General features: G+C 68.6%; 15 protein-coding genes and 1 tRNA gene. 4 read left to right on the forward strand and 12 right to left on the reverse strand.

Features of this window, described 5'->3' with window-relative positions; genetic code table 11:
- Positions 1-18 precede the first annotated feature (18 nt).
- Both trmD and rplS read left to right on the forward strand, forming a co-directional pair.
- The gene (gene trmD, locus ACI2KI_RS14870; protein WP_404621287.1) at positions 19-771 is read left to right on the forward strand and encodes a tRNA (guanosine(37)-N1)-methyltransferase TrmD; all 753 of its coding nucleotides are present in this window, start codon (positions 19-21) and stop codon (positions 769-771) included.
- Positions 772-773: 2 nt separating this feature from the next.
- The gene (gene rplS / locus ACI2KI_RS14875; RefSeq protein ID WP_292083849.1) at positions 774-1196 is read left to right on the forward strand and encodes a 50S ribosomal protein L19; all 423 of its coding nucleotides are present in this window, start codon (positions 774-776) and stop codon (positions 1194-1196) included.
- 158 nt (positions 1197-1354) lie between these two features.
- Here rplS and ACI2KI_RS14880 read toward each other — a convergent pair whose 3' ends face one another.
- The 9 genes from ACI2KI_RS14880 to ACI2KI_RS14920 form a co-directional block, all read right to left on the reverse strand.
- Complete coding sequence (locus ACI2KI_RS14880; protein WP_404621289.1) at positions 1355-1840, reverse strand: PA2169 family four-helix-bundle protein; 486 nt, start codon at positions 1838-1840, stop codon at positions 1355-1357.
- A 57-nt stretch (positions 1841-1897) separates the two neighbouring features.
- Complete coding sequence (locus ACI2KI_RS14885; RefSeq protein ID WP_404621291.1) at positions 1898-2743, reverse strand: tryptophan 2,3-dioxygenase; 846 nt, start codon at positions 2741-2743, stop codon at positions 1898-1900.
- Positions 2744-2798: 55 nt separating this feature from the next.
- Positions 2799-3329 (reverse strand): CHAP domain-containing protein, encoded by a 531-nt coding sequence (locus ACI2KI_RS14890; RefSeq protein WP_292083846.1) that lies wholly within the window; start codon positions 3327-3329, stop codon positions 2799-2801.
- A gap of 34 nt (positions 3330-3363) precedes the next feature.
- Positions 3364-4497, reverse strand: coding sequence for an acyltransferase family protein (locus ACI2KI_RS14895; protein ID WP_404621294.1), 1134 nt, complete (start codon positions 4495-4497; stop codon positions 3364-3366).
- Positions 4498-4576: 79 nt separating this feature from the next.
- A complete protein-coding gene (locus ACI2KI_RS14900; protein ID WP_312064808.1) occupies positions 4577-5029 on the reverse strand; it encodes a hypothetical protein in 453 nt (150 codons plus the stop codon).
- Positions 5030-5046: 17 nt separating this feature from the next.
- Positions 5047-5346 (reverse strand): hypothetical protein, encoded by a 300-nt coding sequence (locus ACI2KI_RS14905; protein ID WP_312064809.1) that lies wholly within the window; start codon positions 5344-5346, stop codon positions 5047-5049.
- Between the two features lie 9 nt (positions 5347-5355).
- The gene (locus ACI2KI_RS14910; RefSeq protein ID WP_292083841.1) at positions 5356-5715 is read right to left on the reverse strand and encodes a YdbL family protein; all 360 of its coding nucleotides are present in this window, start codon (positions 5713-5715) and stop codon (positions 5356-5358) included.
- 20 nt (positions 5716-5735) lie between these two features.
- A complete protein-coding gene (locus ACI2KI_RS14915; protein ID WP_404621296.1) occupies positions 5736-5921 on the reverse strand; it encodes a YnbE family lipoprotein in 186 nt (61 codons plus the stop codon).
- 101 nt (positions 5922-6022) lie between these two features.
- Positions 6023-9118, reverse strand: a complete 3096-nt coding sequence (locus ACI2KI_RS14920) for a YdbH domain-containing protein (protein WP_404621298.1) — start codon at positions 9116-9118, stop codon at positions 6023-6025.
- Between ACI2KI_RS14920 and ACI2KI_RS14925 the strand changes: the two genes are divergently transcribed.
- Complete coding sequence (locus ACI2KI_RS14925) at positions 9105-9368, forward strand: hypothetical protein (protein ID WP_404621300.1); 264 nt, start codon at positions 9105-9107, stop codon at positions 9366-9368. The genes ACI2KI_RS14920 and ACI2KI_RS14925 overlap by 14 nt on opposite strands.
- Before the next feature lie 157 nt (positions 9369-9525).
- Positions 9526-10881 carry a peptidoglycan DD-metalloendopeptidase family protein gene (locus ACI2KI_RS14930; protein ID WP_312064813.1) on the forward strand — a complete coding sequence of 452 codons (1356 nt, stop codon included), beginning with the start codon at positions 9526-9528 and terminating at the stop codon, positions 10879-10881.
- Between the two features lie 34 nt (positions 10882-10915).
- On the opposite strand, the gene ACI2KI_RS14935 is transcribed toward ACI2KI_RS14930, so the two are convergent.
- From ACI2KI_RS14935 to ACI2KI_RS14945, 3 genes are all read right to left on the reverse strand, one after another.
- Entirely contained in the window at positions 10916-12553 is a 1638-nt protein-coding gene (locus ACI2KI_RS14935; RefSeq protein ID WP_404621302.1) for a TadG family pilus assembly protein, read from the reverse strand.
- A gap of 1 nt (position 12554) precedes the next feature.
- A complete protein-coding gene (locus ACI2KI_RS14940; protein WP_404621304.1) occupies positions 12555-12977 on the reverse strand; it encodes a TadE/TadG family type IV pilus assembly protein in 423 nt (140 codons plus the stop codon).
- Positions 12978-13370: 393 nt separating this feature from the next.
- Positions 13371-13447: transfer RNA gene (locus ACI2KI_RS14945), tRNA-Met, on the reverse strand.
- Between the last annotated feature and the right edge of the window lie 17 nt (positions 13448-13464).

The following is a 13464-nucleotide window of genomic DNA, read 5'->3' on the forward strand; positions in this document are numbered from 1 at the left end:
CCTGTATGAGCCGCCGCCATGCCCTTCACCGCCACCGTCCTGACCATGTTCCCCGAAGCCTTTCCCGGGCCGCTCGGCGTGTCGCTGATCGGCACCGCCTGGCGTGAGAAGGGGCTGTGGGATCTGCAGACGCTGGACATTCGGGCGTTTTCCGAAGATAAGCGCGGCTTCCTGGACGACACCCCTGCGGGTGGCGGCCCTGGGGCCGTGTTGAAAGCGGACGTGGTGGCCCGGGCGCTCGATAGCCTGGAAGGCCCGCCCCGGCCGCTTTTGTACATGAGCGCACGCGGTCGACCCCTGACGCAGGCGCGAGTGAAGGAATGGGCCAAGGCCGACGGGATCGTCGTGCTTTGCGGTCGTTTCGAGGGGGTGGACCAGCGGGTGCTCGACGCCCGCGGGTTCGAGGAGATTTCCGTCGGAAACGCGGTCCTCGCCGGTGGCGAGGCGGCGGCCATGGTGGCGATCGAGGCGTGCGTACGACTGGTTCCCGGTGTTCTCGGCGCGGCTGAAAGCCTGTCGTCCGAAAGCTTCGAGGACGGCCTTCTGGAACACCCGCAGTACACGCGACCGCGAACGTTCGAGGGGCACGACATTCCCGAGGTGCTGCTGTCGGGCGATCACAAGAAGATCGCGCAATGGCGAGAGGCGCAGCGGGAAGAGACTACGCGGGAACGGCGTCCGGACCTCTGGGCGGCGCATCTGGCGAAGACGGCTGCGGAGCCTGGCTCCGCCAAATCAAAGGCAAAGGGCGCTAAAGCCCGAGGAGAATAGACATGAACATCGTCCAGCAGATCGCTGCCGAAGAAAAAGCCCGCCTGCTCGAAGGCAAGACCATCCCCGACTTCCAGCCGGGCGACACCCTGCGCGTCAACGTGCGCATCAAGGAAGGCGAGCGCGAACGCATCCAGGCGTTTGAAGGCGTCTGCATCGCCCGCGACAGCGGCGGCATCAACGAGACCTTCACGGTCCGCAAGATTTCCTTCGGTGAAGGCGTGGAGCGTCGCTTCCCGATCCTGTCGCCGAACGTCGAGTCCATCGAAGTGAAGCGCCGCGGTGTCGTCCGTCGCGCCAAGCTCTACTACCTGCGCGACCGTCGCGGTAAGTCGGCCCGTATCGCCGAGCGTCAGACGACCCGTCCGGCCAAGGGCGCCACCGTTCCGGTCACCGGTTCGGCCGACAAGGGCGACGAGGCTTAATCCAGCTTCGGCCCAACGCTGATAGATCGAGGCCCCGGCGGAAACGCCGGGGCCTTTTATCATTCTGGGGCGCTATCGCGCGTCGCGCGCGGCGCCGCGCTGCTTGAGCGCGACCTCCCCCTCCCCCTCCCCTTCATGGCGAGGGAGATTCCCACGTCCTACTGCGGATGCAGGGGATTGTCCGCGTCGCGCTGGCCCTCGAGGCTACGACGCAGGACATGCATTTCCTCGTGGCCGGAGCGGACGGCGGCCTGGGCGCGACGGATAGTTTCACGGGTCGTGGCCGACAGGGCCTCTTCGCTGAGGGCGCGGTCGAAGCGGGCCTGCAGATGAGCCTCGCTGCTTTCGATCGAGCCGACGACCGAGGCCTCGTCGCGCATCAGAGCGTGCCTGATGTCCATGAAGGCGCGCTGCGCCTTGGCCAGGATGGAGCCCTCGTCCTCGGACTGGCCGCCCATGCCGCGCACCGCCGCTTGCAGATCGGCCGCCACCCGACGCCGCTCGTCGCTGCGGCGCAGGAAGAGGTCGCGATAGCGGGGATCATCCGTCTCGGCCGCCGCCTCGGCATAGCCGTCGGCGCTGTCGACGACACCGACGGCCAGATGGTTCAAAACCTTGATGTCATGACTGTTGGGGCTGCTCACCAGAAACCTCCATGGCTGACGCAGGTGAAACCCGCGCCAGCAGCGAAGGTTGCTCGGTTAAAGCTTGGTGCGCAACGACCAGAGTTCGGGGAAGCAGCGGCGTTTCAGCGTCTCGACCAGATAGCCGACGCCGTCGGTGCCGCCCGTGCCCTGACGACGGCCGATGATGCGCTCGACCGTCACCACGTGCTTGTGGCGCCAGGTCAGCAGGGCGTCGTCCAGATCAACCAGCTTCTCGGCGAGTTGGTACAGCGGCCACCAGCGCTCGGTGTCGCGATAGACCTCCAGCCAGGCGGCCTCGACGCCCTCGGACGGCTCATAGGTCTGGCTGACGTCGCGGTTCAGCACCTCGACGGGGACGGGCAGACCGGCCAGCGACAGCTGGCGCAAGGCGTCGTCATAGAGACTGGGGGCCTCCATGGCCGCCACCAGGGCCGCATGGGCCTCGGGCCGTTCGACATGGAAGCGCAGGAAGCGCGGGTCCTTGAGGCCCAGCATGGTCTCCAGGCGGCGGAACTGGTCGCTCTGGAAGCCCGAGCTGGCGCCCAGGTCGCCGCGGAACTTCAGATAGTCGGAGGGGGTCATGGTGGCCAGGATGTCCCAGCTCTGGGTCATGACCGACTGGATGCGGCTGACGCGGGCCAGGCTCTTGTAGGCGGGGACCAGATCGCCGGCGCGGATCAGGCTCTGGGCCAGGGCCATCTCGTGCAGGATCTGCTTGAGCCACAGCTCCTTGGTCTGATGGATGATGACGAACAGCATCTCGTCATGCTGGTCGGAACGCGGGTGCTGGGCGCTCAGCAGGTCGTCGAGCGACAGATAGCCGGCGTAGGTGATGCCGGTCGGCTCGTGCTTGGCGGCCTCGATAGCGTGGCCGCGAATGTCGTTACTTGCGTCGGTCATCCGCCACCTATCGCCGCATCAGGCCCGAAGAGCCAGCCCGGAGGCGATGGAAAAGTCAGTTGGCGGCGCGGGGCTCATTCGCGGCGGCGGCGGCCATCTGGCGACCGTTGTCGAAGGCGTCGCGGGCGCCTTTGTAGACGAAGCCGTAGGTCGGATAGACGGTGGTGCCCAGGGCGTTGATCGGGTTGTACCAGACCTTGACCCGGCTCCAGTCGCCGGCCGCCGACACATCCACGACGGTGACGTTCTCTTCCACCTTGCCGCGGCTGCCGCCCCAGTTGGCGTGGGTCACGCGAATGACGCGGTCGGTCAGAATGTCGGAGACGACGGCGACATGGCCCTTGTCCATGCGGCCGGTGGGCTGGAAGACCAGCACCGAGCCGGTTTCCGGGGCGCGGCCGGTGCGGAACTTGTCGACCGCCTGACGCCACCAGGTCCAGGCGTCGCCGAAGATATTGATGCCCGAGAACATGCGGGCGAAGGTCACGCACTGCCAGTAGGGATCATCAGCCTTGGCCGGCGCAGGGCCGATCGCAAAGAAACCAAGGGTCGCCGCAACTGCGGCGGCTGTGAGCCGTTTCATCATCTGGCGTGCTCCCGACCAAAACGCGGACCAAGCCTTAGACGATAGTGTCCGAAGGTTGAAGAACCGTTTCCGACTGTTTCGCCGCGTGATCCACAGGCGGGCGGCGTCGCTCGGCCATCCCGCGCAAAGCCTTGCGCGCCGGGCGTTCTATCAGGTGATAGGTGGCGGCCGCCGCGACGATCAGGCCCAGAATGACCCCCAACCACACAAGAACGTGAAGACGCTTGTCGTCTGCGCCGGTCGCCCGGGCGGCCAGGTTGACCGCCAGGATTTGCCAGGGCGCGCAGACCATATAGACCGAGTAGCTGATCTCGCCGAGATAGACGGCGGGCTTCGAGCCCAGCCAGCCGGCCTGGCCGTCAGGGATGGAGGCCAGGGCCAGGATCAGCAGGCCGGCGGCCAGAACCGTGACGGCGTCCCAGGCCAGGACCGAGGCCGAGGCGACCATGACGACGGCGGCGCTCAGGGCCAGCAGGCCGGCGCGAGGCAGGGGCGCGCGGCGATAGACCAGATAGAGGGCGCAGCCGTAGGCGAAGCAGGGCACGATGCGCAGCGCCCCCCAGCGGAAGGTGGCCTCGGTCAGGGGGAAGCCGGCCAGTTGCTCGAAGGCGGCATAGAGGCCCATCAGGAAGACCGCCGCCCCCGCCGTGGCCACCCACGGCCGCTTGCGCAGCGGCCAGGCCGCCAGGGCGAACAGAGGGAAGGCCAGATAGGCGAACCACTCGGCCGAGATCGACCAGGAGGGGTGATTCCATCCCGCCTCGCCGGCGAAGCCCCAGGCGTGCAGCATCAGCAGATGGGCCGGCAGGCTCTTCCAGCTGAGGATGCTGGCGTCGATGCTCAGACCCACGGCCACCGCCGCCAGCCCGAGCGCCATCACGCCCAAAAGGGTGAAGACGTGCAGCGGATAGACACGAGCGATCCGCGCCCACAGGAAGCCGCGATAAGAAAAGCGTTTCTCGGCGAAGGCGTGCAGATAGACGTGGCTGAGGATGAAGCCCGACAGGACGAAGAATAGCTCGACGCCCAGATAGCCCTTGGCCGCCAGGTTCGGCAGGAAGCCGACGTCCAGATTGGGCCAGAAGGTGTAGAGCGCGACCCACAGGGCCGCCATGAACCGCAGGGCGGTCAGCGGACGAAGATCGACAGGCGTCTGGACGGGGGTCATGCGGCCACCATGAGATAGCGCCGCTTTGGGAAGCGTTAAGCGGCTCGGGGCCCGTGCAGCAATTCCGGCGCCAGACCCCCTATTCGACGCGGCCGGATTCGCCGGCCTTCTCGATCGCCGCGACGGCGGCGGCGCAGCCGGCCAGGCTCTCGCCGCCGATCTCGACCTTGGCGGTCAGGGGATAGGTCCGGTCGCTCATGCCGTCAGAGCAGTCAGTGGCCATCAGGGTGACCACCAGCGGGGTCTTGGCCGCGGTCTCGGCGGTCCAGGTCGCCACCGTGCCCTGCAGCACCGGGCCGGGGTTGGCGACCTTCTGCTCGGGGCGGTCGACGCCCGAATAGATCAAGCCCGCCGGCGTGATCTCGACGGCCCAGAAGGGTTCCGTGCCCAGCACCCGCAGCGGCTGGTCCAGATCGACCCCGGCCAGGGCGCGCGGCTCGGCCACAGGGGGCGGAGCCTTCTCGGCGGGCTGGGAACAGGCCGTCAGGGCGGCGGCGCAGGAAAGGGCGGAGAACAGCAGGGCGAAACGCATGACGGGCTCCGGGCGCATCAATAGGTGAGATCGTCGTCTTCGGCCTTGTCGCGGCCGGGGTCCAGATGATTGTCCACCCGGTCGTCCCAGCCTTCGCGATCCGAGCGGAAAGCCAGGCTCATCAACAACCAGGCCAGGCCGACGGTGCACAGCACGCCGAGCCCCATGGCGATCCAGCCGTGAACGGACATCGGTCCGCCGCCGATCAGTCGCCAGTAGGCGGCCAGGCCGAGCACGGCGACGGCGGCGATCGCCACCGCCAGGCCGAGGGCCAGCAGGAACCGTCCTGTCCGACCTTCGACCCGGGGCGTTTTCATTGCATCAGATCAGCGCTGGACCCATTGGCCCGCGGCGTTCTTGTACCACTGGCCCGAGCTGATGCGCGGCAACAGCTGGGTTTCGAACATCCGGGCCCCGGCCACGTCGGCCGAGGTGCCGGCGTCGGCGGCGCTGCGGGCGTAGGCCTGACGGCGGCCGGCGTTGGTGGCGCTGACGGCGGCCTGGGTGTCGGCGTTCACCGAGGTGCGGACGCCCAGGTAGCCATCGGCCTGCTCGCCGACAGAGCCGGCGGCCTTGGCCTGATCGACCAGGGCTTTTTGCGAGGCGGTCTGGGCGACGGCCGCGCCTGCGGCGGCGCCCAGGGCGGCGACGGCGGCGACGGCGACGAAGAGTTTGCGATTGATCATGTTCAGCCCCTTTCTTCCGGTCAGAACAGGTTGGGGTTTTCGCGCAGGAGGTTCTGCAGTTCCTGGTCGAGCTTGATGCGGATGTCGGCGTCCAGCTTGGCGTAGATCTGCAGCGGTTCGCTGAATTTGATGTTCACCGTGGGCGCGCACGCGGCGGCGCTGGCGGCGGCGAGGCCGAGCAGGGCGATCTGACGCTTGCTGATCATGAGGCCGGTCTCCGAGGGCGGCGGTTGAAGTCGTGGCGATCTAACGCCCCGGTGCGTGAACGGGTTCTGAACAAAGCGGCGCCGTATCTCAAGGCTTGATCTCAAGGTTCGTCTTTGGGCGCTTCGCCGCGACGGGCGTATTCCATCAGGTCCGAAACGATCTGGTTGGCGTTCCACGTCGTGTCCAGCGTCAGGTCAATGGGCGTGTCCGAAGGCAGGTTCAACTTCTTGTTGAGGAAGTCGCGGCGGATCAGCTCCATCCAGCTGAGGCGCAGCTGTTCGCGCTCGGGCGGATCGTGGCGGCCGTTGATGCGGAAGCGGACCCCCAGCCTGCCCTCGTCCAGGCTGTTGACCTCGGCGGTCAGGTCGCTGATCGCCAGGTCCTGCATGGCCTGATAGGCGAGGTCTTGCATGGTGTTGGGCGGCAGGGCCGCGCCGTCGGCGGCGGCGCCTCCGGCCGCCAGGTCGTCGAAGACCTCGGGCTGGATCGACAGCCGCCCCGGCCGCACCGCGTTCAGAACCCCGCCGCTGACGCGCCAGCCGAGGTCGGGGGCATAGGTGAAGGGCAAGCGGCCGGAAACCACGGCGTCCAGCTCGGCCTTGTCCTGCAGGTTGGCGCTCTTCATCAACTCGTTCAGTTGCACCTGTTCGACCAGGATCACCCCGCCCCAGGTCTCGCCGGGCGTCAGGGGGATGCTGAACGGCTCGATACTGATGCGGCCGCCCGCCGCCTGAATCTGACCGCCGGCCAGGGCCAGGGCCTTTTCGTCCAGGGCGAAGCGCAGCACCAGATCGGTCAGCGGGGTGACCGTCTCCAGCCGGTCGACAGTCAGCACCTGGTCGGGGGCGGTGATCAGCGGGGTCAGGCTGGTGAACTCGACGCGGCCCTTCAGGCCCTGCACCTTGCCGGCCGGGCTGGTGAAGTCGAGCTCTGTGATGGTGGCGACGCCGGAGCTGGACGTGGTGGTCGGGGTCCAGTCAAAGCGGCCCTCGAACCCGGCCGCGCCCTCGACCGGGGACTTCAGATAGTCGCCCGCCAGGGGGCTGAGGTCGTCGGGCTGCAGGCCGTACTGGCTGAAGGCCAGGTTGGGCGCGCTGATGGTCACGCCGCCCGCCTCTGCCTTGCCGTCGTGGCGCAGGTCGATGCGGCCGACGGCGTGTTCCAGGCGGCTCAGGTCGAAACCGCCGCTCCAGACGTCGTCGGCGAGCCGCGCCTCGCCGACCGCCGTCAGCGGCAGGAAGCGTTGCGGGGCGGTGGCGTCGGCGACCTGGGCGCGCGTCACGCTGGCGGTCATCGACAGGCCGGCGGGCTTGCCGTCCACGACCAGCCGGCCCTGGGCGTCCGAGAAGCGCATGGCCAGGAAGGGGGCCGTCGCCTCGACGCCGGCCAGGGCGCCCTGCGCGCGCCAGCTCCCGTTCGCGACGGTGATCAGCGGGGCGTCTGCGGGGCAGAAACGGCCGGCGACGTCGGTCACGTCGTTCTCGCCCAGTTCCAGCCGCCCGACGCTGAGCGGGATGCAGTCGCTCGCCGTATAGGTCAGTCGGCCGCCGCTGGAGGCCAGCTCGCCCTTCGTCGACAGGGCGATGGCGCGCGCCGGGCCGAAGTCCATCGCGGCCTGGCCGTCCAGCGCGGCGCGGAAGCCCCCGGGCGTCAGGCTCCACGACGAAACGGCGATCTGGGCCTGGGGCAGGCCGCCGCCGCGTTGAGAGGTGATGCTCAGGGCGCCGCCGCCCGATTGTCCGGCCTCAGCCGCGAACAGGGGCGTCTGGGCGGAGCTCAGGGTCAGCAGGCCGCCGTTGGCCGGGCGCGCCGTGATCGGGCGCGTCAGGACCAGCTCGGTCCCGGCGCTGCCGGCGGCCAGCCTGACCCCGGGGGCGTCGAGCGCGAAAGCGCCCAGGGCTCGCTTCAGCTCGGCCATCTCGGGCAGGTCGTCCTTCGCCGGGGCGCCGAGGCCGGGCCAGGCGGCGCGCGCGGCGGACAGGGCCCCGGCGGCGGTCATGCGCGTCACGCCGTCACGCACTAGATCCAGATCCAGCCGTCCGCGCGCCTCGTTCAGGCTGAGGTCGCCGGTGGACAGCTGTCCGGCCGTCAGGGCCAGCGGCCCCTGCACCTCGAAGGCCGCGTCGCGTCCGCCCGCCGTCAGGCCGTTCGACGACAGAACGGCCTGGGTCAGGCGGGTTCCCGCCGCCGTGCCGCGGTCCAGCCGGATCGCGACGGGCGAGGCGACGCGCCATTCCAGTCCGCGCTGGCCGCGCTTGACCGTGACGTCGGCGCGGCCAAGGGCGAGGTCGACGCCGCGCGCCGTCATGCCTTCGCCGGTCACTTGCCGGGCGCGCACGCGCGTCTGGCCCTTGCCGATGATCTGGAAGGTCTCGATCCAGCCCTCGGTCCGGCCGTCGAAGTCCAGCGCGGCCTCCGTCTTGCGCCCCTCAACACCGCCCGCCTTCAGGACGTCGGCGTTCAGGCTGGCGGCGATGACGGCGCGTCCGTCGCCGCGACGCTTTTTCAGGTCGGGATAGGGCAGGTCGCCGGTCAGGTTCAGGCGCGCATTGGCGCCTTCAGTGTCCTGCGCGGCGAAATGTTCGGCGGCGGCTTCGAGCTTCAGCGCCACGCGGTCGCCGACAGTGGTCAGGTCGACGGCGGCGCTCAACCCGCGCGCTTCGGTGTCGCCGCTCTTCAACGAAGCGGCGGGCAGGCGAGCGCTAAGCCGCATCAGCTTGCTGTCGTCGATGCGGGCGTCGGCCAGAACCTGCAGGGGGCCGTATTCGGTGTCGATGCGGGCGCGGCCGCCCTCGACGATGACCAGGGGCGCGCGCTGATCCGGGCGCGGCGGCTTGGCCATAAACTCTTCGATCAGAGGATCCAGCGAGCCGAGCGAAAACTTGCCGTCCTTCCAGCTGGCGCGCGCCAAGGGGCGAACCAGGCGGATGCGGCTGGGGGTGACGCCCAGCCCGGTCTGGGACCAGGGCATGCCCAGGGCGTAGTCGACCTCGACCCGTTCGACCTTGAAGTCGGGGTCGCGCGGGTCGCCTATGCTGATCTTGCCGACGAAGCCGTCGACTTCGAGTCGCTCCACCTCGACATCCGCATCGATGCCCTTGCGGTCCAGCCAGCCGGTCAGAAGCTCGCGGGCGGCGGCGCGCCGGTTCAGGTAGAGGGCGGCGGCCAGGACGACCAGAAGGGTGAGCCCGATCAAGAAGGCGATCAGCAGCGTCCGGGCGACAGAGCGTGGGCGCAGGGGGGGCTTTGAGGCGGGGGTTTCGTCGGTCAAGGCGCTCGGCGATCCGTCGGCGAAAGGAGACGTAACAACGCCACAGATCGTGTTGCAAGGACAGGCGTGGCTGTTTGAACACTGCTGCGTGGCGCGGCAGTCACTGTTCAGTCAAGCAAGGCGAGAAAAGGGCCATTGCCCGCTGATGATTCATGAAAAACGGTGGAATACTTGACGTCGCCTCGCCCAAGTTAACCAATTGTAACCTACACGCTTCCCAAGATGGGACGGACGGGCTATATCGCTCGCTTCGCGTTTTCGGGGCTGCCGGGGCGCGATCCATGATTCGAATGGTTTGGCGCCAGTAGGGCGTCGTCGATTGCCGGGGACCGATGGCTCAGTTCGATCCGCGCCGCCAGCCGATGCGGCTTGCGCCGCATCTCCTGACGACCGCCGCCGCAGTGGCCATCGCCCTTGTGGCGGGTCAAGCCTATGAACCGGTTCGCGCCGAGGAAGTTCCCGCGCTGACGTCGGAACAGATGGCCTATCTCGAGACCCAGGCCTACGCCGCCGCCGGCGCGCCGACCGGTCTGACGGCCCCTGAGGCCATCCCCGTGCAAATTCGCCGCGGCGAAACCTTCGAGCAGGCCGTGCGCCGCACCGGTATCGGCGCCGATGAAGCCAGCGCCGTCGCCGCCACCATCGCCAGCGCCTTCGACCTCAAGGACATGCGCGCCGGCCTGAAGTTCGAGACCGCCGTCTCCAAGCCGCGCGGCGGTCGGGGCGACGCCCGCCTGATCGGCCTGACCATGCGCACCGGCCCGGCGAGCCAGCTGACCGTGTCGCGCAGCTTCGACGGCGCGCTGCGTCTGCGCGCCCTCGACGAAAAGGTGACGCACGAAACCGTCGTCGCCAACGACAAGGTCCAGCGTTCGCTGTCAGCCAGCGCCCGTGAACTGGGCGCCACCTCGGCGGTCGTCCGTCGCGCCAGCCAGCTGTTTGCGCACAAGTTCGACATGCAGCGCGACGTGAAGGCCTCGGATGAATTCACCCTGGTCTTCGACCGCTCGGTGACCGAGGCGGGCCGCACGGTGGAAACCGGCGATCTGCTCTACGCCGAGCTCAAGGGCCACGCCTTCTACCGCTATCAGCGCCCCGGCGCGAAGACGGCGGAGTATTTCGACGCCACCGGCAAGAATACGCGCACCGCCATGATGCGCACCCCGCTGACCAGCTTCCGTCGCGTCAGCTCCAACTTCGGCGTCCGCACCCACCCCATCTCGGGTTATCGCAAGATGCACCAGGGCATGGACTTCGCCGCCACCACCGGCACGCCCGTCGTGGCGCCCGCCGACGGCGTGGTCGTCGAGGCCCGTCGTTGGGGCGGTTACGGCAACTGGCTGCGTATCCGTCACGCCAACGGCCTGGAAAGCGGCTACGGCCACCTGTCGCGCTACGGCTCGGGCATCCGCGCCGGCCAGCGCGTGTCACAAGGTCAGGTCGTCGCCTACGTCGGCTCGACCGGCGCCTCGACCGGTCCGCACCTTCACTATGAGATCTGGCGCAACGGCCAACGGATCAATCCGTCCGGCATCAAGACCCAGGAAGGCACCGTCCTGGCGGGGGCTGATCTCGCCGCCTTCCGCGCCGAGAAGGCCCGCATCGACCGCATCATCGCCGCCGGGGGCCAGCGCCGCCCGGTGGTGCAGCAGGCCTCGGTCTCGGGCCTGCGTTCCGTCGAAGGCTGACGCGAACAGGCCGAGGGGCGCGGGCGCCCCTCTTTCACCCCACCAGAACCGGCGTCCGACCCTGGGTCGGGCACTGGACGCCGTGGACCCGCACATCGGCCTCGCCCAGCTTCAGGCCCAGCAGGTCGAGCAGAGGCTGAACCAGGCCGTCGAGCGCGGGCCCTAGCGGCGTCAGCAGGGCGCCGAGCGCCTTGGCCAGATCGCCGAGCCCCAGTCCCAGGCCGATGACGTCGACATCGACGTCCAGCCTTTGCAGCAGGCTGACGATCAGGCCGTTGACGAAGCTGCGCGCGCGTACCGACCTGACCGTCTGGTGCGAGATGTCCGAGGCGCTGAACGTGACATCCTGCCAGCTGAGGTCGGCGATCTCCACATCGGCCTGGGCCTTGATCGTAACCAGACCCAGAACCGACACCAGGGTCGCGGGCGAGCTGGCCAGCGGCGCCTTGAAATTTTTCAGTTTCGCTTCGTCGATAGTTCCAATGCGCGCTCGCGCCACGCCGGGGCGCACCGCCAGGGTGACTGTTCTCGCCCCCTCGCAGTTGATGCGTTTCAGGCGAGCCTCCGACGCGGCGGCCTCGATCAGCACCGGCAGCTTGACCTGGGCCAGGCCGGACAGGGCCTGGGCCGTCGTCGCCTTCAGATAGACGCGGGCTTGAGCGGTTCGGATGATGGGGTCGTCCTTGCCTGTGATGGTCAGCCAAGGGGACTTGTTCGGGCGTTCGCCGATGGCCAGCATGACGTCCACGTCGGCCAGTCCTGCGCGGGCGCCCAGGTCCAGCGCCACCTGACGGTCGCCGTTGGCGGTCTCCAGCGTGGCCATGATCAGGTCCAGAGCGGAAACCTCGGCGTTCAGCGCCTCGCGCAGGCCCTGCCGGGCGTCGGCCTCAACTCCGATCAGGTCTTTCAGCTTCAGTCTGGCGTCGACGGGCGTGCGGGTCAGTTTGCCGAGGACTGATTTCGTGTCGGATCCTGCAATGGACTCCAGCACCTTCAGGGCCCGGCCCGCCGTGACCTCGTGTTGCAGCAGGGCGTCGTAGTCGCCGGCCGTCACGCCCAGATCCGCCGCCAAAGCGTCGGAGAACTGCAGGAGGTTGACCTGGGCTCCGGCCAGGGCGCGGTAGTCCATCACGGTCAGTGAGACATTGCTGCCCAGCAGGCCCGACAACAGGGCGTTGGCCAGGCCCCCGTCCAGGCTGGCGAGCCGCGAGCCGATCGAGAACATGGCCTGGGGCTGACCGCCCGGGATGGCGGCGGTCGCGGCCCTTCGCACGGTCACGTTGGGGCGGTTCAGGATCCAGCGCCCGAAGAAGAGCGGGGCGGGCGCGGTCACCTCGACCCTTGCGGCATTGGGCTCGCTGACGCCGGGGCGGAAGCGGTCCTCGGGCTTGATGCGGGCATCGGCGACATAGCCGCCCCGGGTCACGGTGAGGGCCTGCAAGTCAGTCAGATTGGCTGAGGCGGTGGCGCGGGCGGCCGTCTCGGCCCGGGCCAGATCGCGGGCGGCGGCCAGGGCGGACAGGTCCGCCGTCCCTTGAATCTGCCGCGCCTTCAGCGAGACGGAGCCCAGGTCGACCGCCAGGGCCGCCAGCACGCATATCAGGCCGGCGAAGGCCGCCGTCATGATGGCGACGCCGCCCTTTTCATCGCCAAGCCAGCGCCGGGACGTCATCTCAGTACCCGCCCAGACGGACGACGGCGGTCCGTCGAATTGTGCGCGGCGGCGGTGGGATGATGGCCCCCAGAGCCATCAGCGGATGGTCGCTGGCGTCATAGACGACGTGAACGCGGATCACGCTGGCGGTGCTTTGCACCTCGACCGAGGCGCGGTCGGGGCGCAAGCCGAGATCGCCGACCTGAGCGCCGACGAAGCCGCGGGCCAGAGCTTCTCTCTCGCTCGGGTCCAGACCCGCGATGGCGGCCCTTGCGCCTTCGGAAGCCAGGGACTGGACGGAGTGGGCCATCCAGAACCAGCCGCCGTACAGCACCATGCCGAGCATCATCAGGATCAGCAGCGGCGCCACCATGGCGAACTCGATGGCGGCGACCCCGCGCCGGTCGCGGGTTGGCGGCAGAAAGGAAAAGCAGCGCCTCATGATTCGGCCTCACCTTGTGAAGGTGATTTATTTAGATCAAACACCGTTAAGAGGTGCTGTAGGCGCACGAAAAGGCGGCCGGCGCGGCGATGGAGCCTTCGTCGGGCAGATAATCCTGCGATCGAGATGGAACAGGGTCCCGCGCAAGATTCTTCGGAGCGAGAACCAGCCCGACTGGCGTTCGACGCCGCGGCGTCCGTGATTGAGGATCGCTCCGGGGCCGCCGAGGCCGATAGCGGCTGACCGAGCTGCACCAGGCGGTGCGGATGGAAGTGGGCCGGACCTGGCGGCCTTGCTGGGGTTGAGGCAGGCCCGGAAAGCAGAAAGCCCCACGGCTGGAGGCCATGGGGCTTGGTGTCGATCAGAGCCTCACGTCCGGGTGTGAGGTAATGCTGGGTGCGGGAGCAGGATTTGAACCTGCGACCTTCAGGTTATGAGCCTGACGAGCTACCGGGCTGCTCCATCCCGCGGCAAGGCGGTGTGTGAG

Origin of the sequence: Brevundimonas sp. NPDC046655 (assembly GCF_044901625.1) — a bacterium.
Classification (GTDB): domain Bacteria; phylum Pseudomonadota; class Alphaproteobacteria; order Caulobacterales; family Caulobacteraceae; genus Brevundimonas.

Bases quoted from the DNA above. Each gene is read 5' to 3' on its own strand.
- ACI2KI_RS14910 (WP_292083841.1), bottom strand. From the start codon at position 5,715: ATGATCAATCGCAAACTCTTCGTCGCCGTCGCCGCCGTCGCCGCCCTG.
- ACI2KI_RS14915 (WP_404621296.1), bottom strand. From the start codon at position 5,921: ATGATCAGCAAGCGTCAGATCGCCCTGCTCGGCCTCGCCGCCGCCAGC.
- ACI2KI_RS14890 (WP_292083846.1), bottom strand. From the start codon at position 3,329: ATGATGAAACGGCTCACAGCCGCCGCAGTTGCGGCGACCCTTGGTTTC.
- ACI2KI_RS14905 (WP_312064809.1), bottom strand. From the start codon at position 5,346: ATGAAAACGCCCCGGGTCGAAGGTCGGACAGGACGGTTCCTGCTGGCC.
- ACI2KI_RS14895 (WP_404621294.1), bottom strand. From the start codon at position 4,497: ATGACCCCCGTCCAGACGCCTGTCGATCTTCGTCCGCTGACCGCCCTG.
- ACI2KI_RS14935 (WP_404621302.1), bottom strand. From the start codon at position 12,553: ATGACGTCCCGGCGCTGGCTTGGCGATGAAAAGGGCGGCGTCGCCATC.
- trmD (WP_404621287.1), top strand. From the start codon at position 19: ATGCCCTTCACCGCCACCGTCCTGACCATGTTCCCCGAAGCCTTTCCC.
- ACI2KI_RS14940 (WP_404621304.1), bottom strand. From the start codon at position 12,977: ATGAGGCGCTGCTTTTCCTTTCTGCCGCCAACCCGCGACCGGCGCGGG.
- ACI2KI_RS14930 (WP_312064813.1), top strand. From the start codon at position 9,526: ATGGCTCAGTTCGATCCGCGCCGCCAGCCGATGCGGCTTGCGCCGCAT.
- ACI2KI_RS14900 (WP_312064808.1), bottom strand. From the start codon at position 5,029: ATGCGTTTCGCCCTGCTGTTCTCCGCCCTTTCCTGCGCCGCCGCCCTG.
- ACI2KI_RS14885 (WP_404621291.1), bottom strand. From the start codon at position 2,743: ATGACCGACGCAAGTAACGACATTCGCGGCCACGCTATCGAGGCCGCC.
- rplS (WP_292083849.1), top strand. From the start codon at position 774: ATGAACATCGTCCAGCAGATCGCTGCCGAAGAAAAAGCCCGCCTGCTC.